Source organism: Nocardia brasiliensis (assembly GCF_042691675.1).
GTDB classification, from domain to species: Bacteria; Actinomycetota; Actinomycetes; order Mycobacteriales; family Mycobacteriaceae; genus Nocardia; species Nocardia brasiliensis_D.
Genome location: NZ_CP170507.1, coordinates 4,972,693 through 4,995,070 on the forward strand (window position 1 = coordinate 4,972,693; position 22,378 = coordinate 4,995,070).

At 65.9% G+C, this 22,378-nt stretch carries 18 protein-coding genes; 5 read left to right on the forward strand and 13 right to left on the reverse strand.

Annotated elements, in window-relative coordinates:
* Positions 1 to 29: 29 nt before the first annotated feature.
* A complete protein-coding gene (locus ACFK0J_RS22750; RefSeq protein ID WP_378730431.1) occupies positions 30 to 1,328 on the forward strand; it encodes a condensation domain-containing protein in 1,299 nt (432 codons plus the stop codon).
* A 13-nt stretch (positions 1,329 to 1,341) separates the two neighbouring features.
* On the opposite strand, the gene ACFK0J_RS22755 is transcribed toward ACFK0J_RS22750, so the two are convergent.
* Positions 1,342 to 2,391 carry a ParB/RepB/Spo0J family partition protein gene (locus ACFK0J_RS22755; protein WP_378730433.1) on the reverse strand — a complete coding sequence of 350 codons (1,050 nt, stop codon included), beginning with the start codon at positions 2,389 to 2,391 and terminating at the stop codon, positions 1,342 to 1,344.
* A gap of 688 nt (positions 2,392 to 3,079) precedes the next feature.
* Between ACFK0J_RS22755 and speD the strand changes: the two genes are divergently transcribed.
* Together speD and ACFK0J_RS22765 are read left to right on the forward strand one after the other, a co-directional pair.
* Positions 3,080 to 4,300, forward strand: coding sequence for an adenosylmethionine decarboxylase (gene speD / locus ACFK0J_RS22760; protein WP_378730435.1), 1,221 nt, complete (start codon positions 3,080 to 3,082; stop codon positions 4,298 to 4,300).
* A 108-nt stretch (positions 4,301 to 4,408) separates the two neighbouring features.
* Positions 4,409 to 5,911, forward strand: coding sequence for an alkaline phosphatase (locus tag ACFK0J_RS22765; protein WP_378730437.1), 1,503 nt, complete (start codon positions 4,409 to 4,411; stop codon positions 5,909 to 5,911).
* A gap of 78 nt (positions 5,912 to 5,989) precedes the next feature.
* Here ACFK0J_RS22765 and ACFK0J_RS22770 read toward each other — a convergent pair whose 3' ends face one another.
* From ACFK0J_RS22770 to ACFK0J_RS22825, 12 genes are all read right to left on the reverse strand, one after another.
* Positions 5,990 to 6,910, reverse strand: a complete 921-nt coding sequence (locus ACFK0J_RS22770) for a hypothetical protein (RefSeq protein ID WP_378730439.1) — start codon at positions 6,908 to 6,910, stop codon at positions 5,990 to 5,992.
* A 49-nt stretch (positions 6,911 to 6,959) separates the two neighbouring features.
* Positions 6,960 to 7,544 (reverse strand): hypothetical protein, encoded by a 585-nt coding sequence (locus ACFK0J_RS22775; protein ID WP_378730441.1) that lies wholly within the window; start codon positions 7,542 to 7,544, stop codon positions 6,960 to 6,962.
* 40 nt (positions 7,545 to 7,584) lie between these two features.
* Positions 7,585 to 8,691 (reverse strand): LGFP repeat-containing protein, encoded by a 1,107-nt coding sequence (locus tag ACFK0J_RS22780; RefSeq protein WP_378730443.1) that lies wholly within the window; start codon positions 8,689 to 8,691, stop codon positions 7,585 to 7,587.
* A 588-nt stretch (positions 8,692 to 9,279) separates the two neighbouring features.
* Positions 9,280 to 10,923 carry an AMP-binding protein gene (locus tag ACFK0J_RS22785; protein WP_378730445.1) on the reverse strand — a complete coding sequence of 548 codons (1,644 nt, stop codon included), beginning with the start codon at positions 10,921 to 10,923 and terminating at the stop codon, positions 9,280 to 9,282.
* Positions 10,920 to 11,546 carry a 4'-phosphopantetheinyl transferase family protein gene (locus ACFK0J_RS22790; protein WP_378730447.1) on the reverse strand — a complete coding sequence of 209 codons (627 nt, stop codon included), beginning with the start codon at positions 11,544 to 11,546 and terminating at the stop codon, positions 10,920 to 10,922. The genes ACFK0J_RS22785 and ACFK0J_RS22790 overlap by 4 nt, the downstream gene beginning before the upstream one ends.
* On the reverse strand, positions 11,543 to 12,664 hold the full coding sequence (locus ACFK0J_RS22795; RefSeq protein WP_378730449.1) for an acyl-CoA dehydrogenase family protein: 1,122 nt from the start codon (positions 12,662 to 12,664) through the stop codon (positions 11,543 to 11,545). Before ACFK0J_RS22795 ends, ACFK0J_RS22790 begins: the two co-directional genes overlap by 4 nt.
* Positions 12,654 to 13,820: an acyl-CoA dehydrogenase family protein gene (locus ACFK0J_RS22800; protein ID WP_378730452.1), complete on the reverse strand. Its 1,167-nt coding sequence runs from the start codon at positions 13,818 to 13,820 to the stop codon at positions 12,654 to 12,656. Before ACFK0J_RS22800 ends, ACFK0J_RS22795 begins: the two co-directional genes overlap by 11 nt.
* Complete coding sequence (locus ACFK0J_RS22805) at positions 13,817 to 14,080, reverse strand: phosphopantetheine-binding protein (RefSeq protein WP_378730454.1); 264 nt, start codon at positions 14,078 to 14,080, stop codon at positions 13,817 to 13,819. Before ACFK0J_RS22805 ends, ACFK0J_RS22800 begins: the two co-directional genes overlap by 4 nt.
* 36 nt (positions 14,081 to 14,116) lie before the next feature.
* The gene (locus ACFK0J_RS22810) at positions 14,117 to 15,277 is read right to left on the reverse strand and encodes an acyl carrier protein (protein WP_378730456.1); all 1,161 of its coding nucleotides are present in this window, start codon (positions 15,275 to 15,277) and stop codon (positions 14,117 to 14,119) included.
* Positions 15,274 to 16,572 (reverse strand): pyridoxal phosphate-dependent aminotransferase, encoded by a 1,299-nt coding sequence (locus ACFK0J_RS22815; protein ID WP_378730458.1) that lies wholly within the window; start codon positions 16,570 to 16,572, stop codon positions 15,274 to 15,276. The genes ACFK0J_RS22810 and ACFK0J_RS22815 overlap by 4 nt, the downstream gene beginning before the upstream one ends.
* Positions 16,565 to 17,878 (reverse strand): KamA family radical SAM protein, encoded by a 1,314-nt coding sequence (locus tag ACFK0J_RS22820; RefSeq protein ID WP_378730461.1) that lies wholly within the window; start codon positions 17,876 to 17,878, stop codon positions 16,565 to 16,567. The genes ACFK0J_RS22815 and ACFK0J_RS22820 overlap by 8 nt, the downstream gene beginning before the upstream one ends.
* Entirely contained in the window at positions 17,875 to 19,536 is a 1,662-nt protein-coding gene (locus tag ACFK0J_RS22825) for a carbamoyltransferase C-terminal domain-containing protein (protein WP_378730464.1), read from the reverse strand. Before ACFK0J_RS22825 ends, ACFK0J_RS22820 begins: the two co-directional genes overlap by 4 nt.
* Positions 19,537 to 19,874: 338 nt before the next feature.
* Here ACFK0J_RS22825 and ACFK0J_RS22830 point away from each other — a divergent pair, with 338 nt between their 5' ends.
* Both ACFK0J_RS22830 and ACFK0J_RS22835 read left to right on the forward strand, forming a co-directional pair.
* Complete coding sequence (locus ACFK0J_RS22830; protein WP_378730467.1) at positions 19,875 to 21,497, forward strand: AMP-binding protein; 1,623 nt, start codon at positions 19,875 to 19,877, stop codon at positions 21,495 to 21,497.
* Positions 21,494 to 22,372: an alpha/beta fold hydrolase gene (locus tag ACFK0J_RS22835; protein ID WP_378730470.1), complete on the forward strand. Its 879-nt coding sequence runs from the start codon at positions 21,494 to 21,496 to the stop codon at positions 22,370 to 22,372. The genes ACFK0J_RS22830 and ACFK0J_RS22835 overlap by 4 nt, the downstream gene beginning before the upstream one ends.
* Positions 22,373 to 22,378: the final 6 nt, after the last annotated feature.

The window sequence follows — 22,378 nt, forward strand, 5'->3', positions numbered from 1 at the left end:
TGTTCGTTTCCTCGTGTGAAGGTTGAGCTATGGACCAACGGCTGGTCGAGTTTCACGGTTCGCGCTCAGCGGTCGCACCCGCCACCTGCGCACAACGGCAGCTGTGGGGGGCCATCCAGCAGAAGCTGCCGGATTCCGCCTTCTTCAACCAGATCTACCGAGTCGGCCTTTCGATGAAACCGACGTTGCCGGACGTACTCTCGGCCCTTTCGGCGGCGGTCGGCGCGCACGAGTCGCTACGCACCGTGTTCGTGGCCGATGCCGCCGGAGCGTTGTCCCAGCATGTATCCCAATCGGGTTCGTTCTCGGTGCATACGGCCTCGGTCGGACCGAGTGAGGATCCCGGCACGGTGTTTCGCGCGTGGGAAGCGCGGATGCTCCAGACCGGCTACCAGTTCGAGGTAGATCTCCCCTTACGTGCCCTGGTGGTGCTGGACCGGGAAGTGCCGGTACTGGTGGCCTTTTGCGTGTCGCATCTCGCGGTGGACCTGACGTCGCTTCGCGTGCTGGCCGACGAACTGATTGCCAGACTGAATGGCCATGCGGTGCCAGCGAACTCACGACAACCGGTCGACCACGCGCTTTTCGAGCGCTCGCCCAAGGGACAACGACTGCTTGCTCGGTCGCTGGCCTACTGGCAACGCCAGCTGGCCGACGCACCGCCGACCGCGATTCCCGCACAACGGTCGGGACAGTGCGCGACCCTCGCGATGGACTCCCGGGCCGTCGCGCTGGCGTTGTCGACGCTGGCCGCGCGGTACGACATCAGTTCGGGGGCAGTGTTACTCGCCGCCGCCGCCCAGTTGCTTGGACGTCGAGCGGGCCTGTCGCGTGTCGCCTTCAGATTGCTGGTGTCCAACCGGTTCGCACCCGATTTGCGCAACGCGGTAGCCAACCTGCACCAGGAAGTTCCCGCGACCATCGATGTCGGGTCACCATCGTTCGCCGCGGTGGCGCGGTCGGCTTTGAAGTCCTCGATGGCGGCCTACTCACGCGGCCATTACGACCCCGACCTGGTCGATGAACTCGTTCGGCAATGTCATGCCGAGGACGCGTTTCCCGCCTGCTTCAACGATATTCGGGAATCTCGCGGTGGCTCGATCGCCGATGCCGACTCGATCTGCGCTGCGCTGGACCACACCGTTGTGGCCCCGCACAGCTTTCAAGAAGCCGAACCTTTCTTCCTAATGATCGACGGCGATGGATCCGAGTGGATTCGCATCCTGCTGTCCACGGACACCGCCGCGATGCCGCCGTCCGATGCTCACCGATTCCTCGTGGACCTCGAGCAGTTGCTCGTTCAGGAAGCGCGAACCGCGCAGGGGTAGCAGGGGTTCCGCATCATGCTCGTCGCGCGCTGACGATCCGCAGTTCTCCGGCGGAGCGCCCCAGGCTGTCCGACTCCGCGCAGTGCGCTTCACCCACGAATCGCTGAGTAGCGCCGGTCTCACACTGACGAGCTTCGAGCCTGCGAGCGAACTGCTGCCAGGCTTGGGCACACCTACGGGCGGCCTCGGCGACCGAGGCGGTCGAGTGCGTCGGCACGTTCTCGATGAGGCGTTCCCATGCCTGCGCGCCCATCATCTGGCTGTGCAACAGCCGCAGAATGGTCCGGCCCTCCTCGTTGAACCGGAGCGCGGGATCCCGTGCCAGTACGTCGAATTTCGCCTTCCAGTCCGGGGCCAGCGCCAGCGCGTCGTTCAGATCCGGTGGCGTGTCAGCCGAATCGTGCCGGTCCGCCGTGGTGGTGTCCCGACAGGTCCGGCCGCGACGCTGCTCAGGGACGGGGTCCTCGCCGCGGCGCAGCCGTTCGCGCACATCGCGCGCGGTGTTCAGCGAGATTCCCGCTTCCGCCGCCACTTCGCGCAGCGGCGCGTCCGCCCGCTCGGTGAACAGCGCGCTGGCCCGCATCCGGCCCTCGGTCGGGTTGAGTGGTCTTCGGCGACCGTCCCTGCCGATCCGGTAGTTCACGGCTGGATGCTCCGCGGTCGATGCGCGGCGGATGGCCGCCACGGTCTTGTCCGAGATGCCGGCCAGCGCGGCGATCGCCTGGTCCGACCATTCTGGATGAGCACCGAGGACTCGTGCGGCCGCGGCGGTCCGGTCGGCCGCGGACAGTGGGAGTCCGTGCGCCGCGTTCAGTTGCACCGCGAGAACGAAGGCATCTTCGTCGTCGCCATCGAAGTAGCGGACTTCGATGTGATCACGTCCCCGAAGGATGGCCGCCTTCAAGCGGTGCATACCGTCGATGACCCGCATGGTCGATCGGTGCACGACGATCGGCGGCAGTGGGACCTGCACCTCCGACAACAACTGAACATGATCGAGATCCACCCCGTCGGACCGCGGCGAGTCCGAATCCCGCAGCGAGGCGATCGGTACTCTCTTCACCGGGTCCCGAGGTTCCAGGCGTTCGCCGCCCAGCACGGTCGTACGTAGGGCAGGCTCCCCGTTCCCAGCTAATGGCGTCATAGCTTACCCTCCAAAGTTGTGACCTCAAACATTCCGCCCGGAACAAACTCTTAATGGTTCGGCCGCAAAGATCAACTCGGTCAGCGATCCCGTTGCTCGCCCGGCGCCGACCGCGCTCGCCACGGGCAGGCCGAAACCGACACTCTCGCTGACCCTCTCGCAACGGTTCGGCCCAGGCCGAGCTGGTCATCTGCCCAGATGACCAGCACCATCGCGTGGGATCGAGTTGCCCACGCCCGCAACGGTTCACGATGGCGTCGGCCACACGGGTCGCCCGGCATGATGGTGCTCACATCGCCGACCGGCCTCCCCCATCGATCGCTACGCGGTGGCGGACTCCCCTCTCGTACGTGAACTCCGCACCGACTCTGAACGAGGCTCGATCGGTGCCGGAGACGATGTACCGTAGCAATGCACGTGAGTCCCCCTACCGACCACGTTGCGAGCCGGTGATCGCATACAGGCCCTCGACACCGGCGCCTATACCGCGAGCTATTCGTCGGTGTCCTTCAACGGTTTTCCGCCCGTGACCTTGCATGCCTCGGGCGCTGAACCTGCCCGCCCCGCCGGCTTCGCCGGCTGCCCCCTAAGCGAGAGCGAGTTGCCCATGACGGCGGATTTCACCGGCTGGCACGTGCTGGCCGAGTTCGGTGGTGTCGACGCGGTGCTCTGCGACGATCTCGAACGACTCGAATCGGCGTTGCGTGAGTCTTTGATCGCCGCGGGCGTCACCATCTGCGATGTCGTACACAAAAAGTTCGATCCGCAGGGGGTGACTGTCCTCGCGCTGTTGTCGGAGTCCCACGCCTCGATTCACACCTATCCGGAGTCCGGCGACATCTTCGTCGACGTCTTCACCTGCGGCAGTATCGGCGCCGGCGCGTCGAAAGCCGTCGAACTCCTGCGAGACAAACTCGCCCCCAACGACGTTCGCATGCAAGTCATCCGACGCGGACACGGCTCCCAACGCATCGAAGAACCCGTCGGAGCCGGACTGACCCGCATCTGGGACCTGCACGAGGTCATCATCGACACCCACACCCCGTTCCAGCACATGGTCATCGCCCGCACCGACCAAGGCATCAGCCTGTTCTCCGACAACGACCGCCAATCCACCGAATTCTCGCAGCTGACCTACCACGAAGCGATGATGGTCCCCGCCTTCGCCCTGGCCCAGAAACTGGACAAGGTCCTCATCATCGGCTCCGGAGAAGGAGTGGCCAGCCAAATGTCGGTCACCGCGGGCGCGACACAGGTCGACCACGTCGACATCGACCAACGCGAAGTCGAGTTGTGCGCCCAACACCTGCCCTACGGCTACACCAGCGACGAACTGGCCGCCGCGGTCAACGGCGAGGGACCGATCACCGTGCACTACGCCGACGGCTGGGACTTTTTGGCCCGCGCCGCCGACACCGGCACCCGCTACGACGTCATCGTCATCGATCTACCCGACGAAAGAGTCGAAGACGCACAACACAATCGGCTCTACGAAACACAGTTCCTGTCGCGATGTCGGGAACTACTCGCCCCCGGCGGCGTACTCAGCGCCCAAGCCGGTTGCGCGACGATGTGGCGCAACGAAACATTGAAGCGATCCTGGCACCGCTTCCACGAACAGTTCGCCACCGTCGTGCAATACGGCAGCGACGAACACGAATGGACATTCCTGTTCGGGCTCAACGAACAACTCACCGACCCAGTACAAGCCATGACCCAACGACTGGCCACACTGCCCTACCATCCAGAAACCATCGACGCCCGAGCACTCGTACGCGGCGCGATCGAACCACACACTCTACGCGTCCAACCCGAACCCGTGGTCTGATCAGACTTATCGGTTTTGACTACCAGCTGTCCGCGGATACCGTTGCCAAGCTCCAGACCCTTTGGCGTGCAACAAAATAGTTCGCTACCGACGGCTAGAGGAGACACAGTGCAGCAGAGGAAGCGCTCTCGATCGAGTGCCGCCGCGGCTCTTGCCACGACCGTGCTGGTCGCCGCGTCCGGTCTCGCGGGATGCGGGACGAGTCGGGACGAGGCCGCCGATCAGGTGCACAACATCATCTTCCTGCTCGGCGATGGCATGGGCCGCAGCCACATCACCGCGGCCCGGCAACGCTTCTACGGCGCGAGCGGTCGACTGAACATGGAGAAGCTGCCGCACATCGGCGCGGTCTCCACCTATGCGGTGGAACCGAACAGCACCCAGCCGGTGCTGGTTACCGACTCGGCCTCGTCGGCCACCGCGTGGTCGAGCGGCGTGAAGACCTACAACTCCGCGATCGGCGTGGACGCCTACGGCAAAGCGGTGCCCACCCTCATGGAGCAGGCCAAGGCCGCCGGTTTCGCCACCGGCAACGTGACCACCGCCGAGGTCACCGACGCCACCCCGGCCGCCATGTACAGTCATGCGCTACTACGCAGTTGCCAGGGTCCCACGTTCTCCGAATCATCGTGTCTGCCAAAGAAAGCCGATGGCAGCTTCGAAGCGGTCCCGGACGACAAGACCGTGCTCACACCGATCGCCGACCAGATCGCCCGCACGGCCACCGCCGACGTGATCCTCGGCGGCGGCTTGTCTCGGTTTACCCCTGAGGACCAGAAACTGTTGCAGGACAACGGCTATGCTGTGCTCGGCAGCATGGGCGACCCGGCCATGGCCGCGCAGACCGCCGTCAGCCAGCGCACCGCCACCAAGCAGGACCTGAGCGCCGTCTCCAGCGCGAAGGTCATCGGTCTGTTCAGCCGCGGCAACATGACCGTCGAACAGGCCAAGGCCGCGCTCCCTGACACCGCGCCACAGCGTCAGGAACCCACCCTGACCGAGATGACCACCAAGGCCATCGATCTGCTGTCGAAATCCAAGGGCGACAAGGGTTTCCTGTTACAGGTCGAGGGCGCGCAAATCGACAAACGCTCACACACCAACGAAGCCGCCCAAGCCCTCGGTGAACTCAAAGCATTCGACGACGCCGTCGCCGCGGCCATGGACTTCGCCGAACGCGACGGACACACCCTGGTAATCGTCACCGCCGACCACGAGGGCGGCGGCCTCGGCATAGTCGAGCCGGGCAACTTCACCAACGCCGAATCCGTCTCCCTACCCCCCAACATCGACCCCGGAAACCCCGCCAACAACGGTATCCCGTTGCGCGACAAGGAACAGCTACTCGACCCCAACCGCTCCCGCGGCCCCCTCAACGCACCCCAGGCAGACCCACAAACATTCGCCCCCGCGACCTTACGCACCCCCGACGACCCAGCCGACATCACCGACGGCTCCCCAGACGCCAGCCTCTGGCTGACGTACCTCTACGGCGACCACACCGGAGCCGACGTCCAGATCTACACCTACGGCCCAGCCTCACCCCAATTCGCCACCACCCAAAACAACACCGACCTCTACACAAAAATGCACGCGGCACTGTTGCAGTAGACCCTCACCGGCAGCGAGTCCCGGACACCGCCGGGCACGATCTCCCCGCCAGCCCGTGAAGCATCGATACCGAAGTGGCTACTCGACTCGACCCAAGAAGCCGGTACGGAAGAGCTCTTGAAGGAACCCGCACATGAACTGCGCCCATTCCTCCGGCGAAGTGAACGGTTGGGGTAAACGCGGGGTAGACCGCCGGAAGTAGTCGCTGCCTTCGCTGAGATCGTCCTTACCGGGCAACTGAACCTTGTGTTGTAGTTCTTCGCCGGTGTCGAGCCGCCGGAATACGATCCCTGCGGTAGTCCCGTCCAATCGCATTGCCAGCAAACGGAATCGGGTATCGACCGACCCTTTGACGCGGAGTTCGTTCAGCAACGCCTCGGCCGCTGATCGAGCATCCTCAGGCCCTGCACCAATCAGTTCCACCGGCCAGTACAAGGTCGCGCCGCGCGCAGCCGCAGCGACGTATTCAGTGGCGATCTTGCCATCAGAAGTTAGCCGCAGCGGACGCACAAAGATATCCCCCGACCCGTTGGTTGCGCCCGGAAAATAGAAATCGTTCGGGATCTCGATCGGCTGTCCCTCATCATCGACCACCACGAGATAGCCTTGCCGCCAACGCAAGTCACCTCCCGAGCTACGCACTGCGTAGGAGCAGTCGGACCGTCTTGTCCCGAGGACCGCGCGTGCCCAGCCCTCGGACTCGGTATCCGGTAGGACACCCCCGTCGCTGTGATCGGCCCAGACATACACCATCACTCCCAGCGGCTGCGCGTCCGAAGTGAACGTGCCCAAGTCGATCACATCGACGTAGACCACTGCGGTGTCGACTTCGATCCCAGACAGGGTCACAGCGGGTCCGCGCAACCCTCCTTCGGGCCCCAGCACCGCTTCCTCACGCCCCCATCCCCCCGACTTCACGACCGCCCGGTCGAGTTCCCCTTGTGCGGCAAGTTGTTCCGGATACCGGCGTTCGACCTCACACCGCACATCGTCGACCATCACAACCTCCACCTCGTCGGCGAGCAACCCGAAACTGGCACCACATCTATCATCGCGTGGAAGGCCGCAGCCCTTTGTTGACCCAGTCCTCACACCGTAGCTTGAACTTATCCTCGTAGTCGCAGTAGACGGTCAGCAGCCCGACCGGGTTTCCGGCCGGCATCTCGTAGTAGGTGTCGGCGTTCTTGTTCGACGATGCACCGATTACCTTCTGCTGTTTCGTGGCTTTGCACTCACGGCCGTCACGCTGGCACACCAGCTCCCGTGCATAGGCCACGAAATTGTAGCCTTCCGCCGACCTGGAGGTTACTGGAGATTTCAAAACGAAATCTATTGCGTTGAGCGAGGTTATCTTGTGTCGATGACGGGCTTTGTCATAACCGAAGCCGAAGGCGCTGAGTGATTCCTGAGCTTCGTTTCCGACGGCGGAGTCCGGTACGCAGTAGAATCCTCGTCGTATCGGCACGGTGCCCACAGTGGTCTGGACTTGTCGCATGATCTGGGCACTGTCATAGCCTGGAAATGGTGGCTGTCGTTTGGAGCAGTCGGTGGATGTTTGGGCTGATGCTGGCCCTGCAGCCAGAACCGTCCCGAATACCACGGCGGCGCAGGAGAGTATCGCTGTGATTCTCATATCGTTCCTCATGGTGGAGTGCCGGTTCGACGAAAGGTCGCTATTCGCCGTAGTCGCCTACGTAGGCGATACTGTTGCCGTCGAATCCCACTGAGCCGTGCTGGAATTCCTGCGCGATGACGATCCCTTCGGGAAGTTCAGTCGTCTGCGGGTTCGAAACCGGGTACCCGAGACGCCCGGCTTCGTACTTCAGGAACGCCCAGATGTTCAAGATGGGTGCCGCTACCCGCCATGCACCGACTACCGGCAGCCAATAGATGGCGGTGCCGTTTTCGAAGTACGCGTAGTGACCTATGCCGTCGGCTGCTACCTGCTCATCACCAGTGGGGTAGCCGAGCGCGCCGCCTTCACGTCCCACCTCTGCCCATCGGTCACGGATCGCACCGTAGAGTAGCCGCGATCCTATGAGCTCGGACCAGGTTATGGTTCCGTTCTCGAAGTTGTTGTAGCGACCGTCGTTCTTGGCAACCGGTAGCTCGTCAGTGTTCGGATACCCTAGCGGCCCCCCTTCCGCCCCGACCGAGTTCCATTTATCACGGATCGCTCCGCCGATGGCGTATGCCTCGTTGAGATGCCAGTAGATCGCCGCGCCCTGGAACTCTTGGCGCCGACCGGCATTCGCGCCGGGGATCTCATCGGTCGTCGGATAGCCCAGGTATCCGGCCTCGTATCCGTGGCGGGCCCATGCAGCGAAGAAATGATTCACTACCGGATGTGCACCACCACCAGGTGACCAGTAGATCGGACCGTTCACGAACTCGCTACGCCGACCGATGCCATCGGGATTTGCGAGCTCATTGGACTTCGGAAACGACAGGAAACTGTTCGGTCCGCCGAGTTCGTTGTATTTGTCGCGGATTGCCCCGCACACCTCATAGGGCGATGGCCAATACACCTGGCAGCCCGGCACGGCGAGCGCCGACCGCGATTGCGTACCCGACGATGCGAGGGCTGCTTCCATTGTTTCCGCTTTGTCGGCGTCGCCCTTGCTGAACCCTCCGGGGATCTCTTCGCAATCCGACCGCATCTTGCCCGGTTCGACAGTCGCACGCGGCTTGTCGGTCGGTTTCCACTCTTCTGGTTTTACCTTCTTGCCCGGCGCACAGGTGGTCTTCTCCGCAGGTGGCGCTGAGGAGGTCGGTCTCACCACTGGCGTTGTCGTCCGTGGCGGCGGGGATGTCGTGCCAGGGGGCGGTGGGGTAGGCGGTGGCGTAGCGGCGGTGGGCCCAGCAGGGGTGGAGCTCGACGCCGAGGGCAGTGCCGCTGTGGTCGTCGATGATGCACTCGAGGAGCTCGGCGCAGACGGCGTCGAAGTCGGTTGCGCCTGTGCCAGAATCCCAACTCCCACAAAGACACTGATCGACACCGTGAGGACCCCAACGCGAGCCAGTCGCGGACGTCGACGGTAACCCTTCATTAGATCGTGCTGCGAGAACGCCAAGGAAAACCTCCCCAATCGAACGGATGAGCAACTGGTGTCACCCGCAATCCGTTTCGTGCCAAGGCCGTTCGGTGGGCGTTCCGATGTCTAAACCAAATCCCCCTGCCTCGAGGGCATTCCGTCGGTTACAAGGTTAGCGGGGCTCACTACGACGAGCTCCCCAGTCATCGACTGGGGAGCATTTGACCCTCGCTACAGCAAGGCCACTCGCTTGGCACCAGCGGGCGGCAAGCCGAGCACAGAACCCTGAGTAGGCGCGTGTCCCATCCCAGAGCTCGAATTCGTTGTAGCAGTTCATCGATCGGGACGGACTGCTCGGCCCTGATGTCTGGCTGACCACGCACCGTCGGTGGCGTCGCGCCCCGCTCGAGTTCTGGGGGTAGCTCTTGGGTCCGCGTCAGTGATTAGTTGGGCCAGTGCGGGGCGGTCGATCTTGCCGCGGGGGTTCAGGGGTAGGGCGTCGAGGCGCAGGAAATTGCGGGGGATCATGTAGTCCGGGAGTCGGCGTTGTAAGTGTCGGCGGAGGGTGTCGGTGGTGGGGTCGTTGCTGTGGGGATCGGTGGTGAAGGCTGCGGCGAGGGTGGTGTCTCCGCCGGGCCGGGTCAGGGGTACTACTGCCGCGTCGGCAATCTCGGGGATCTCACGGAGGGCGGCGGCTATTTCGGCGAGTTCGACACGGTAGCCCTGCACTTGTACTTGCTCGTCAGTTCGGCCGAGATGGATGAGGACGGGGCGATCGGCCGAGTCTGGTGTAGTGCTGATTCGGTCACCGGTGCGGTACCAGTGGGTGTGGTCGAGCGGGGTGTTCGGATCGTAGGGATGGCCGTCTGCCGTGTAAAAGCGCCCGTTATCGTCGGCGGGATCGAGGTATCCGTCGAAGCGTTGTGGTCCGCGGACGCATAGTTCCCCGTCGATCACTCGGTATTCCACTCCCGGGTACGGCGTACCGATGGGGACGGTGCCGTTATGCGTGCGCGGCCAGTCCCGTAGCTCGTGCGGGAGGGTGTACGACGTGCAGGTGACGGTGAGTTCGGTGGGGCCATAGGCATTCTCCACTCGACTGTGCGGCGCCGCGATCCGCCATGCCTCGGCCTGGTCCAGCGTGAGTGGTTCACCGCAGAAGACGCTGCGCCGCAGTGTCGGCATGGCCTCGGGACGCAGCATGCGCAGCCGATGGGCTATGGAGATCACCGAGGGGACCGAATTCCAGTGCGTGATGGCGTGCCGGTTCACGAATCGAACCGGTGCCAGCAGGTCGGCGCGAGTCGGGACCACCAAGGTGGCGCCAGACCCCCAGGCGGCGAACATATCGAAGACCGACGGGTCGAAGGTGAGATCGAAGGTCTGCGAGACCCGTGCACCCGGCCCGGCTCCGTACCGCGCCACAGTATTTCGCAGAAACGCGCACACATTGCCGTGGCTTATGGGCACACCCTTGGGGACACCCGTCGAGCCGGACGTGAACAGAATGTAGGCGGCCCGCCGCGGTTCCCCGGCACGGATCGACGGAACGCTCTCATCGGCCGAGGCGGCCAACCGAGCATGGTCCAACACCAGCGCTCGATCACACAGCCCGGTGGAATCCGCGCTGCCGTCGGCGAGTACGACGTCCAACCGCGCCGCCGCCGCCACGGCCGCATTGCGCTCAGCGGGAAAACTCGTGCCCAGCGGCACCACCGTGGCGCCCAGGCGCAGGACCGCGAGGTATCCGGCGTAGGCCGTGGCGGTACGGGATGCCAGCAGCCCGACTCGACGTGGCACCTGGCCATCGCACACTGAGAGAATCCTGGACGCGATGTTTCCAGCCGCGTTCGCCAAGCGGCGGTAGGTCCAGGCCACGCCGTCGACCTCCAGAGCCACGGCATCGGGGTGTGCCCGCGCGGCATCGCCGAACCACTCGTAGAGGCTATCGGCGCTGGTCTCGGCTGTGTTCGTCACGGCTCTTCCTCGGTCGGGACGGCTGCGAATGCGTAACTCAGTGGAATCGGTGACCTGCCACGCAGACTCGACCAGACGAAACGCCCCCAGCGACCGGCGCACGTTCGGGGCAGCACCGGGATTGTCCAGGGGTGCCCGGCCAATCCGGCGCCGTCGGCCTTGACGCACGCCTCCTGCACGGTCCATATCCAGGCGACCTCCTCGGCGGCGCGATTCGGCGGCATCCCGTGCAACAGTGGCGCGTTCGTGCCGAGTAACCGACGGACCATACCGTCGCCGACCACTGGATCCGGCTGCTGGACATCGACGCCGAGCGCCGTACCCACCGCCACCCCCGCGGCGATCACCTCCGCGCAATGCGAGACGCTGATACCGATTTCGGGATAGCCGACCAGCCAAGGCTTCCCCCGCGCATCGGGTTGGACGACGGCATCGGCGGCGTGCGGCGCGGCGACGGTGAGCAGGCGGCGCAACAGGTCGCGCCCCGCCAGGAATTCCCGTACCCGCCACGCGGGTCGACCCGCCACCGGTCGGCGGTCACCGGGATGCGCGACGGCACCGAGTGCGGAGACGTCCGCAATGGCCAGCCAGATATTGGTCCGCACCGGAAAATAGGTGATCACGGTGCACTCCGCCCGGCCAGCGCCGCCAGCGCACTGTCCGCGTACTCGGCCACCGTCTCGAGGACGACTTCAGTTGAGCCGCCCCCGATTCCGAACAGCGCGGCCTGAGCGCGCAGCTCCTGCAGTCCGCCTGCCGCGAAGCCGTCCGCGCCCCACAGGTGCGCGCACTCCCCCAGCACGAAGCCGACGGTGTCACCGGCGGCTGCTTTCAACGTCGCCGCAGCGGCCGCATCGTGGTGTCGCGCAACGGCGTTCGCGTGCACCCGGCACAGTGCATCCAACTGCTGGGCCCGCACGATCGCGGTGGCGAGCCGCTGTCGCACAGCCGGTTGATGCCACAGGGTGCTGTCGCCGTGCGCCCGGCTTGCCAGGCGATCGCGAGTGCGAGCGATGACCCGACGGCACAGCTGAACTCCCCACAGGGCGCTCGCCAGCCGCTCGGTCGCGATGTGTCGGGCGAACACCGGCAGCCCCAACCCGACCCGCCCGAGGATCCGCTCCCGCCCCACCCGGACCCGGTCGAAATCGATATGCCCACTGCCGGAGGCGGCGAACAGTGTCGAGTCGGCAGGGTGCACTGTGACCCCGTCGGCGTCGCTGGGGACCAGTACCCAGGTGAAATCGGTGATGTGGCGCCCAGGTCGGTGGCGGGCCAGCACCAGAATCTCCTCGGCGGTAACGGCATTGGCGATCCAGCGCTTGGTGCCGGAGACCTCCGCGCCCTCGGCGTCGAGATCGATACGCGTGCCCAGCGCCGTGAGGTCGGTGCCCGCGTTCTCGTCGGTCACCGCCAGCGCGACGGTGGACGCTCCGGAGAGCGTGCGCTCGACCGCCGATTGCGCGACTTCCGCTGCGCCGGTAGCCAATACGGGAACTGTCGTCGCCAATGGCAAACTCACCGAAAGGGTGGCCGCCACCGAGAAGCGCGCGTCCACGGCCGTCAGCAAGTCAGCGATGCGCTCCGGATCCACCCCGGCCCGGACGTCACCGCCGCGGTAGCAACGGATCAGCAGTCCCGCCGAGCCGAGGGCCGCCCACACTTGGGCGCCGCTCGACGTCGCCGGTAGCTCCGCGAGCGCATTCGAGGCTGGTGCGGTGCAGGACAGCTCAATCGACAAAGTGCACTCCCCGGTCACGCAGTGCGAGTCGGCCGTCGGCGAGATGCAACCGGTCGTTGCTGTAATTCAGCGCCGCCGAACGAAGATCACGCAGGGCCAGCTCCAGCCGGGTAGGTGAGTCGCGCAGATACCCGTGCCGCAACCCGACCGCGTCGACCAACCCGTCGACCGCCGCGAGGCACAGTTCGGAGGCGCTGAGCTTCAAGGAGTTCAGCAGCAACTGCCGGGGCGGCGTCTGCAGATCAGCACCCGACTCGACGAGATCGACCGCCTGCCGCAACAGCGCATGCACGGTGTCGAGCTGCTGCCGCGCCCGCGACAGGCGAGTGAGCAGCAGTTCCGAGCCGATGTCGAAGCTGCGCCGCTGCGCCGGATCACGCACCAGATGCAGTACCCGCGACAGTGCACCGGCCGCGGTGCCGAGCCAGGCCGCGGACCAGCCGATGTGGGCCAGTGGTGCGAACACCTCGGTGGCGATGCGGTGGAATACGCCGGGCCCGCCGATGACCTGGTGCCGCGGCACCGAACCGCGCAGCCGCACCGGAATGCTGTGGCTGGCGCGCATGCCCATCGGCTGCCAGTCACCGGAACACTCGACCGCCAATTGGTCTCGATCGGCGTATACCAGTGCGACGTCGTCACTTCCGGTCGCGTCGAGTCCGCGCATGGTGATCAGGAATCCGTCGGCGTACGCCGCTCCGGTCACGATCGGCGCGAACCGTTCGATGCGTACGTGGTCCTCGGTCACCACCAGTGGCGCTCGCACGCCGAACAGATCACCTCCGGCTTCCGTCGTCACCGATGCCAGGTAGACGTCACCGGCGGCGAGACGCGGCAGCAGGTCCGCACTCAGTTCCGCGCCCGCGAACCGGGACACCGCATGGACCTGCTGGCAGTGCATGGCGAACACCATCGCCACCGACATGTCGCTGCGCCCCAACCGCTGTGCGCAGGCGGCCATATCCCGCACTGTCCCGCCGAGCCCGCCGTGTTCGGGTGATACGAGCAGCCCGAGCAAACCGGTGCGCCGCAGGGCATCCAGAGCGGACACCGGAAAGGTCGCGTCCCGATCAGTGCTGCGTACATGCTGTTCGACGACCTCGACGACAGCGGCGAGCCTGGTGTCGACATCGACCCCGTGCAGTTGCGCTGTCACGTATCCGCCTCGCCGGTTCGGTCGGGCAACTGCGCGGCGACCGCCCGCCACAGGCTGCCCGCCGTCGCGAAGGTGGTGTCGTTCATGTGCTCGTCGGGCAGCGATATCCGGTAGGTGTCCTCGATGGCGAACAACAACTCGATCGCCTGCATGGAGGTGAGGCCGAGGCGGCGCAGATCGGTGTCCGGGCCGATCTCCAGCTCAGTGGACTCGGCGAGTTTCAGGAACGGGCGCAGCAGATCGGTGAAGTGGGATTCCATGGCAACTCTGTTCTCTCGGTGTGGCATACCGGCCGCCTAGCGCGGAGTCGCGGCCCGCACACAGTCACGCAGGTCGTCGACGGTGCGCAGCTTCTCCGGCACCAGGAGCTCGGCGGGGATTTCGACCGCGAACTCGTCTTCGATACTCTCGATGATTTCCACCAACCGGAAGGATCCGAAGGTGGGGTAGGCATCGAAGGCGGTGCCGTCGACCAGTCCGGACGTTGGCACGCCGAGAACGGCGCCGACGAGGTCCGCGATGCGGGAGCGCACCGCGTCCGGCGGTGGCGCGAATACCGTTGTGTCGTCGGCGAGTACGGCCGCCAATCGATCCAGCACGCCCGGTGGCTCGGGATGCCCGCGGCTCACTCGCCGGAACGCCAGGTAGGTCTGTTCGACCACGTGGTCCCAGCTGCGCAGGTGCTCGGCGGCCGGCTCGGGCGGTCCGAATGTCCGCTGCCGGAATCGGGCGTGCAGCTTCCGGGCGCGCGCCAGCAGCCAGGTTTCGGCAGTGAGCCGCTCCAGTGCTCGGACCCGATCGGGGCAGTCCCGATAAGCGGCGAGATAGCCGTCGACCGGGGTAGCTGAGCCGTCGTGCCGTGTCGGATCGGGATCGGCCGGAGCGAGCTCGAAGACCTCCGCACGGGAAATCCCTTGCAGCTCCTGCTCACCCAACTCCCAACGTCCGGGCGCGGCAGCGCCCCAGCGTGTTTCGTTCTGATAGGCGTCCACCACATACCAGCGGTCGCCCTCTCTGGTCAGCAGAAAGCTGTGCGGCATATGCGCATTTCGGTGATAAGGCAGCCACGGCAGTTCGAAGGCGTCGGCAACGACGTACCGAACGCCCTGCGCCATACCGGAATTCGCGATATCGGCACCGGTGCCCCCCTGCCGCTGGACGACCGTCAACCCGATCGCCCGCGCAGCGCGCAACTGCTCGTCCAGCGGCGGATCCACGGTGGGGAGATTCGCTTCACCCGGCCACGCCCTGAAGACCACCTGCTCCCCCAGCCACAGGTGAGTACCCGCGCCGTGCGCAGCATCCGCCAGGACGGCGAGGTTGACCTGAATGCAGTCCAGCAAGCCAGGATCGACTGCCGGTTCTGCCGATTGCGCACCGACGCAGGCGATCTCGAGCAACGCGGCGGACGAACTCCACCGATCGACCACCGCCGGACCGAGGATTGGGTGCTTCATCGTGTCACTCCGGTTTTCGCTTCGGCAGCTATGGATCGCTGATCGGTGAGCCGGGCCAAGCCGTGCGCAATCTGCGCGAGGTTCGCCCGGATCTGAGGTAGTGCCACCGGATCAGCAGCGGCCAGTGCCGCCGATTGCTGTTGTTCATCGCCGTAGAGCAAGCTCGTGGCGGCTTTGAACCGCAACGCACCAGGGTCGTCCCCGAGCAGGTGACCGGCCAGGACCACGACCCCGGATTCGCGCAGCAGCGCTTCGGCCAGCGAGGCCGAATCGGTGATGCCCCGCTCGGCCAGCCGCGGGCGCAGCGGATCCAGGTCCGGATAGACGTAGAAACCGGCTGTCGGCGGTCGGCATCGCGCGCCGGCCTCGACGGCGATCCGGTGCACCGCGCGGGCAACCTGCCCATGCAGGCGAGCCGCATCGAGCAGGCGTTCGGTGATCTCCGGTGGTTCGGCATACGCGTAGGCGGCGACCTGCTGCATCGGGGCGGCCAGTGCCGACCACAGCTCACTGGCCGCGGCAAGCACCGGATTCCGCAGCCGATCGCCGGAATCGCCGTGCGGGAAGCGCGCCACACCGATGCGCCAGCCACCCAGTCCCAGCGACTTCGACAGGCCGCTGACGACGATGGTGCGCTCCGGAGCCACCTCGGCCGGACTCAGAAACGGCGTGGCGGCGGGGTCGTGGACGATATCGCGGTAGATCTCGTCGGAAACGATCAGCAGATCCTCCGCGCGGGCCAGCGCGCACAGCTGCCGGATCAGCTCGGGCGGGGCCAGGGTGCCGGTCGGATTGTCCGGCAGGGTCAAGATCAGCAGCCGGGGTGTGCCGCCTTCGCGTCGAGCCCGGATGAGGGTGTCCCGCAACGCCTCCGGATCGGGTACCCCACCGCACTGGGCGGGGACGGGCATGCCGAAGCCGCGCTTGCCCGCGTAGTTCACCTGCGGAAGGTAGGTGTTCCACGCCGGGCGCGGCAGCACCACGTCTCCCGGAATCGCCAGCTGGATCGCCATGAGCAGGGCCTTGCTCCCGGGGGCCAGCACGATCTGGTCCGGATCGGTCGGCAGGCGGCGGCGGCCGAAATACCCCGCCACCGCGGCACGCACCTGGGCCGACCCGGCCACCGGACCGTAGGAGGTGCGGGCCGCCCCGATCGCGAGCTGTTCGGCCAGCTCGGGCAGCAACGGCAAGCGCGCCTCACCGAAAGCCAGGTGCACCAACGATTCTCCCGCCGCCCGGCGTTGCTCCACGAGTTGGTTCAACGCCAGGTTCGGTGACAGTCCTGCACTATTCACCGCGAATCGCCTCCGCCAGATCCCGTGGGGTATCCGCGGCCAGTTCCAGTTCATCGAGCCAGCCGACGTCGTCGGAGAAGCAGGCCCGGAACGGACGGCCGACCAGTGCGGGATCGCGCGCCTGCAGCATCCGGAGCCGGAAATGGCGGCCGTCGGCAGTCGTCTCCACACCGTCCACCACCACCTTGCCCGGCGTCGCCGACATCACCGGACCGCGAACGGTCCGGGCCAGACCGGGTAGCGAGCGGTACGCCTCGGCGAAGATCGCGACGGCCCGCGCCAGCGGCACCTTGAAATAGTTGTGCGGGCCCGTATCCCGTTCCACGAACAGGTAATACGGCACCGCGCCCTGCGCCAGTTCCGCGCGCCACAATTGCGCCCAGGTCGCGGCGTCGTCGTTGACATGCGCGATCAGCGGCGCCTGGCAATAGATCACCGCCCCGGTGCCGCGGATACGCCGCAGCGCCGTTCGGGTCCGGTCGGAATCCAGTTCGCGCGGATGGCTGAAATGGGCCATCACCGCCAGCTGTCGACCGCCGTCGACCACCTGCTCGAACAATCGCAGGACGTCGTCGGCGTCCGGGTCGGTGACGAAGCGCTGCGGCCAGTAGGCCGGCGACTTGGTGCCGATCCGAATCGTGCGCACGGTCGGCACCCGCAGTAGCGGCTCGAGATGCGCCCGCAGCCGTTCGGTGGACATGATCATCGGATCGCCGCCGGTCACCAGGACGTCGCTGACTTCGGGATGCTCGCCCAGATAGTCGACCAGTTGCGCTGGATCGGTTGCGGCGAAACGTAGTTCGGGATCGCCGACGAACTGCGCCCAGCGAAAGCAGTAGGTGCAGTAGGCGTGGCAGGTCTGTCCCTGGCCGGGAAAATACAGCACCGTCTCCCGGTACTTGTGCTGGATACCCGGCATCGGCCGCCCGCCCCGGCTGGGCACATTGAGGTGCATCTGCCCGGACGGATGGGGGTTCAGCCGGTGCCTGATGTCGCGCACGGTTGCTTTGAGCCGCAAAGCATTCGCCGGATCCGCCGAGAGCTCGGCCAGTTGCCGGTCATCGGCGGCCGTGAGCATCCCGTGCTGCGGGAAGGTCAGCTGAAATATCGGATCATCGGGGATCCGGTCCCAATCGATCAGTTCGGTGAGCACGTACTCGTTCACCCGGAAGGGCAGGACCAGCGAGACGCGGCGGATCGTCTCCCGCATCTCGTCGGAAAGGCCGAATCGCGTAGCGATGGAGTCGATATGGCGTGGTCCGTAGGCCCGGAACCTTTCGGTGGGCAGCTCGAGTTGGATGGTCACCGCGACTGCCTCGCCGAACTCTTCTGGTATAGCCGGTCGCCCAGGACCAGGAAATCCAGGTCCATCGAGCGGAAGGCGGCCACCGCCTCGGCCGCGGTATTCACGATGGGCTGCCCCCGGTCGTTGAACGACGTGTTCAGCAGCACCGGGGCCGCGCCGTGCCGCGGCATGGCATCGAGAACGGCGCCGACCGCGGGCGCCTCGTCCCCGTGCAACAGCTGCGGGCGGGTGGTGCCGTCGGCATGGACAACCGCGGGCGCGGTGCGGGCACCGAAGTCGGTGACCTCGGCCGCGCCGAGCATGTACCGGCTCAACAGATCCTGCTGTTCCCACAGCCGTGCGGCGAACTCCGGGCGCGCCACACCGGCGAAGGGTCGCCACTGTTCGCGATTCTTGATCACGTTCACCCGCGTCCGCACCGCAGCCGAATTCGGCACGGCGATGATGGATCGGCGGCACAGGGCCCGCGGTCCCACCTCGGACCGGCCCTGCGCGACCGCGCCTACCTGTCCCGCCAACAGCAGTTCGGTCAGCCGATCGGTATCCAGATCGGACCCGACCAGTCCCGCGGTGTCGGGCACCGGGTAGCCCGGACCGTGAAGGTCGCTGCCCAGGTACGGATTCAGCGGCTCGACGTGGCGGCGCGGCGGACACACTGTCCACGCGGCGCCCAGTGCCACCCCCGCATCGTGCGGAACCGGCGGCACATACACCGGGCCGGGCAGGGTGCCGTTGGTCGAACAGTTCAGTGCCACACCGCCCGCCAGGCACACTTCGTCGACACCGGACACCTTGCGGGTCAGCGACGTCAGGTGAGCGACGGTCTCCTCGACGATCCGCTGCGCCAGGTAGGCGACTTCGACGGCCTTCGGGTCGGCGGCCAGATCGCCCTCGGGTCGGCTCGGCTTGTCGACACCGACGATCGTCGAATACAGCGTCCGCCACCGCGCCGTCACGTCGTCGTACTGTTCTTTGATCTGCGCCGCGGTGGCGCGTTCGGGTCCGATGCCGTGCGGAGCGACGGCCAATCGAAAGTCATCGCCCTCGACCGAAACCAGGGATTCCACCTGGAGTTCGCGGGCGCGTCCATAGGCCGCCAGGCCCATGGTCTTGCCCGCGTTCAGGAACGAGAAGCCCAGCCATACCGATGCCGCGTCGTAGGCATAGCCCAGCGAGGCGCTGCGATGCCAGCTGCGCTCCAGCTTGGGCTCGCGACCGTCCTCGAAGGTCCACATGGTCGACGATTCGTTCTCACCGTGTCCGTCGACGACCAGGACCCCGGCCTTCGCGAAAGGCGAAGCGTAGAAGGCGGAAGCCGCGTGGGCCCGATGATGCGGAACGTGCACCACCTCCGGGGTCCGGGCAGCGAAGTCCAGGCCGACCGCGTACGAGAGGGCCGCCGAATCAGAGCCGAATTGTCCGGGGTAGAGCTGCTCGACGTCCCATCCGATGGCGACCACGTCGATATCGGCGGGCCGAATTCCCGCCTGGTCGAGGCAGAATCGCGCGGCGCCGAGAGGTTTACGGTACAGCGAATGGCGGTGCCGATTGCAACGCTCCTCTTCGGAGAAGGCGACCACATTGCCGTCACCATCGATGAGGCAGGCGGCGCTGTCGTGCCAGCCTGCCGGTGGTGCATTGACACCCAGAATCCACATGAGGACCACATTTCGTACTAAGAGCGTTGGTCTCGAACGCCAGGAGACAACGTCGCCGGGCGATGAATGCCCGGATGAATGCTGGTTCCCCCCTAAGGAACTCGCAGAATTTCGACAAATGGTTATCCGTCAGGGGCGGGCCCCGACGTTACCCGAGCACCGACAGCCTACTCATGCCCTGGTGGTTTCGATCCACTGTAGAAAGCCACAGTTAGTCGACGGGATAGCTGTAACCCATTGTGCGAAAGCATGATTCACAACGTCCGAGTCCCGCACCTAGGTTGGGCATCGACGCTCGACTCAACCGCCCTCCCCTGCCGAGGGCGCGGGGGAAAATCATGACAGATCATCAATTGGATTTCAATTCGCCTGCCACTCAACAGTTTTTCCTGCACGATGCCCTGCTTGCCTGGGCGAGGAGAACACCGGACGCACCGGCCGTTATCGAGTCGCCCGCTGCCGGTCTGCTGGAAACCACGACATTCGCTGAGATCGAAGCACTTTCGAACTCTTACGCACGGCAGCTCGAAGCCCTCGGGCTGGAGATCGGCGCGCGCGTCGTGCTGGAAGCCGACGCCGCCGCACACGCCATCGCCATGTTTCTCGGCTGCTCCAAGGCCGGACTCACCTTCGTTCCGGTGAGTCCGGCGCTACCGTCGGGGCGGCTGCAGATGGTCCTGTCCAGCACGCGCCCGGCTCTCCATGTCCGGGCCGAGGAGATCGCGGCCGTGCCGCGCGTCGACATCGACTACCCCGACGGCACCGGCGTCGTACGGTTCGGTCCGACAAGCGGATTCAGTGTGGACAGCGCGCCGGAGCCGGGAGTCCGGCTCCGTCGTGCGCACTGCACGACCGATGCCGCCTACATCATCTTCACCTCGGGAACGACCGGTAAACCCAAGGGCGTGGTGATGAGCCACCGCGCCGTAACCTCCTTCTACCACGGCATGTTCAGCCAGGGTCTCGCCCAACCGACCGACCGCATCGCCAGCACGCCGCCACTGCACTTCGACTTCGCCCTGCTCAATATCGGTCTGGCCCTCGGCAGCGGCGCGGCGATCGTGCCGATTCCGCAGCGGTTCGTGCGCTGGCCGCGCCACTTCCTGCGCGTCCTCGCCGACACCGAGGCCACTCAGGTGAGCGGGGTGCCGTCCATCTGGCGGCCGGTACTGCGCCATGAACCCGACCGTGTCGCCGCCCTGGCGCGGCTCCGCGCGATTCTGTACTGCGGCGAGGAATTTCCCGTTCCGGAGCTGCGCAGGCTTCGCGAACTCCGGGCGGGGCTGCGGATCGTGAACTGTTATGGCAGCACCGAATCGATGGCGTGTTCGTTCTATGAGGTGCCCGATCCCCTGCCGCGGCACGTCGCACACATCCCGATCGGCCCCGCCCACCCGGGAGCCGAGTTACTCCTCGCCGACGAGAACGGTGCGATCATCGACGGGACCGGGACGCGCGGCGAACTGCTCCTCCGGACCCCCGCCCTGTTCACCGGGTATTGGGCCGATCCCGAGGGCACGCGGGCGGCCCTGGTCGCCGACCCGCTGGCCCCGGAGTCCGGCGCGCAGCTGCTGCGCACCGGCGATCTGGGCTATCGCGGCGAGGACGGCGAGCTGTACCTGTGCGGCCGCACCGACGCGCAGGTGCAGATCAACGGGAACCGCGTCGAACTCACTGAGGTGGAGCACCGGCTACTGGAATTCCCGGCCGTCACCACCGCCGTCGTGGTACCCGATGAAACCGGCACGGGCGATGCGGCATTGGCCGCTTTCGTCATTCTCGCCTCCGGGGCGACGGCGGACCCGGTGGGACTGCGCGATTTCTGTGCCGCGACCCTGCCCGAGTACATGGTTCCGAGTCGTATCAGCATCGTCGACAGCCTGCCGATCACCGGCAACGGCAAGGTGGACCGTGGACTGCTCAGCGCGGGCAGCACCGGCGCAGAGAGCACCCACGCGTGAGCGCCACGCCGTGGACCACGGAGACACTGCGGGCATCCGATGGCGCCCCGCTGACGGTGTACTCGGCCCGCGACCCGGACCGCCCAACTGTCCTGTTGTGCAATGCCGTCGGGATGCCGGTGGAGTTCCTGCGCCCGTTGTCGGATCAGTTGCTCGCGACCCATTCGGTGATCACCTGGGAGTCCCGTCTGCTACCGAGCCCGGTGGGACCGTTCGGCGCGACACTGGAGCGGCAGGTAGCAGACGCCATGGATGTCCTGGCCCACTTCCGGGTATCGCGCGCGATCGTCGCGGGCTGGTGCCTGGGTGCGAACCTGGCGCTGTGGTTGACAGTTCGTTGGCCGGGATCCATTCCCGCGCTGGTCCTGATGAACGGGGGGTACTACCTGAACCCGGCCGACTACACCCCGTTCGAAGCGAACATGGTGCGCATGATGCCGCGGGTCGCGGGTGATCGCCGGTACGCGGCGGCATTCCACCGCACGATCTTCTCGACCGGCGCGGCCTGGGTGGGCGCGAACGAGGCGCAAGCGGGCGTGGGCACCTCCGCCACCCCGCAAGCCCAGGCAGCCGCGGAGCAAATCAAGCAATTGGCTTCCCTTCCTTACAAGTCCGCTGAGGCGCTGCACCAGTTCGCTCGCCTGACAACCGCGCATATGGAAGCACCACCCGATATGGCCCGCTTGCCACGGACACCAACCCTCGTGTTGACCAGCGCGAACGATTCGACAACTGGTGCGCCCTCGTCCCACCGCATCGCCGCGGCGCTGCCCGACGCCACCTTGATCTCCTCGCGGTCCGGTGACCATTTCTCGCTGTATTGGGAGCACGCGTACCGATCTCAAGTGCAGCGCTTCGTGCGGAAATTCCGCTGACTCGAC

Excerpts from the sequence above, each read along its gene's own strand:
- ACFK0J_RS22750 (WP_378730431.1), top strand. The coding sequence starts at position 30 with ATGGACCAACGGCTGGTCGAGTTTCACGGTTCGCGCTCAGCGGTCGCA.
- speD (WP_378730435.1), top strand. The coding sequence starts at position 3,080 with ATGACGGCGGATTTCACCGGCTGGCACGTGCTGGCCGAGTTCGGTGGT.
- ACFK0J_RS22770 (WP_378730439.1), bottom strand. The coding sequence starts at position 6,910 with ATGGTCGACGATGTGCGGTGTGAGGTCGAACGCCGGTATCCGGAACAA.
- ACFK0J_RS22775 (WP_378730441.1), bottom strand. The coding sequence starts at position 7,544 with ATGAGAATCACAGCGATACTCTCCTGCGCCGCCGTGGTATTCGGGACG.
- ACFK0J_RS22805 (WP_378730454.1), bottom strand. The coding sequence starts at position 14,080 with ATGGAATCCCACTTCACCGATCTGCTGCGCCCGTTCCTGAAACTCGCC.
- ACFK0J_RS22810 (WP_378730456.1), bottom strand. The coding sequence starts at position 15,277 with ATGAAGCACCCAATCCTCGGTCCGGCGGTGGTCGATCGGTGGAGTTCG.
- ACFK0J_RS22825 (WP_378730464.1), bottom strand. The coding sequence starts at position 19,536 with ATGTGGATTCTGGGTGTCAATGCACCACCGGCAGGCTGGCACGACAGC.
- ACFK0J_RS22830 (WP_378730467.1), top strand. The coding sequence starts at position 19,875 with ATGACAGATCATCAATTGGATTTCAATTCGCCTGCCACTCAACAGTTT.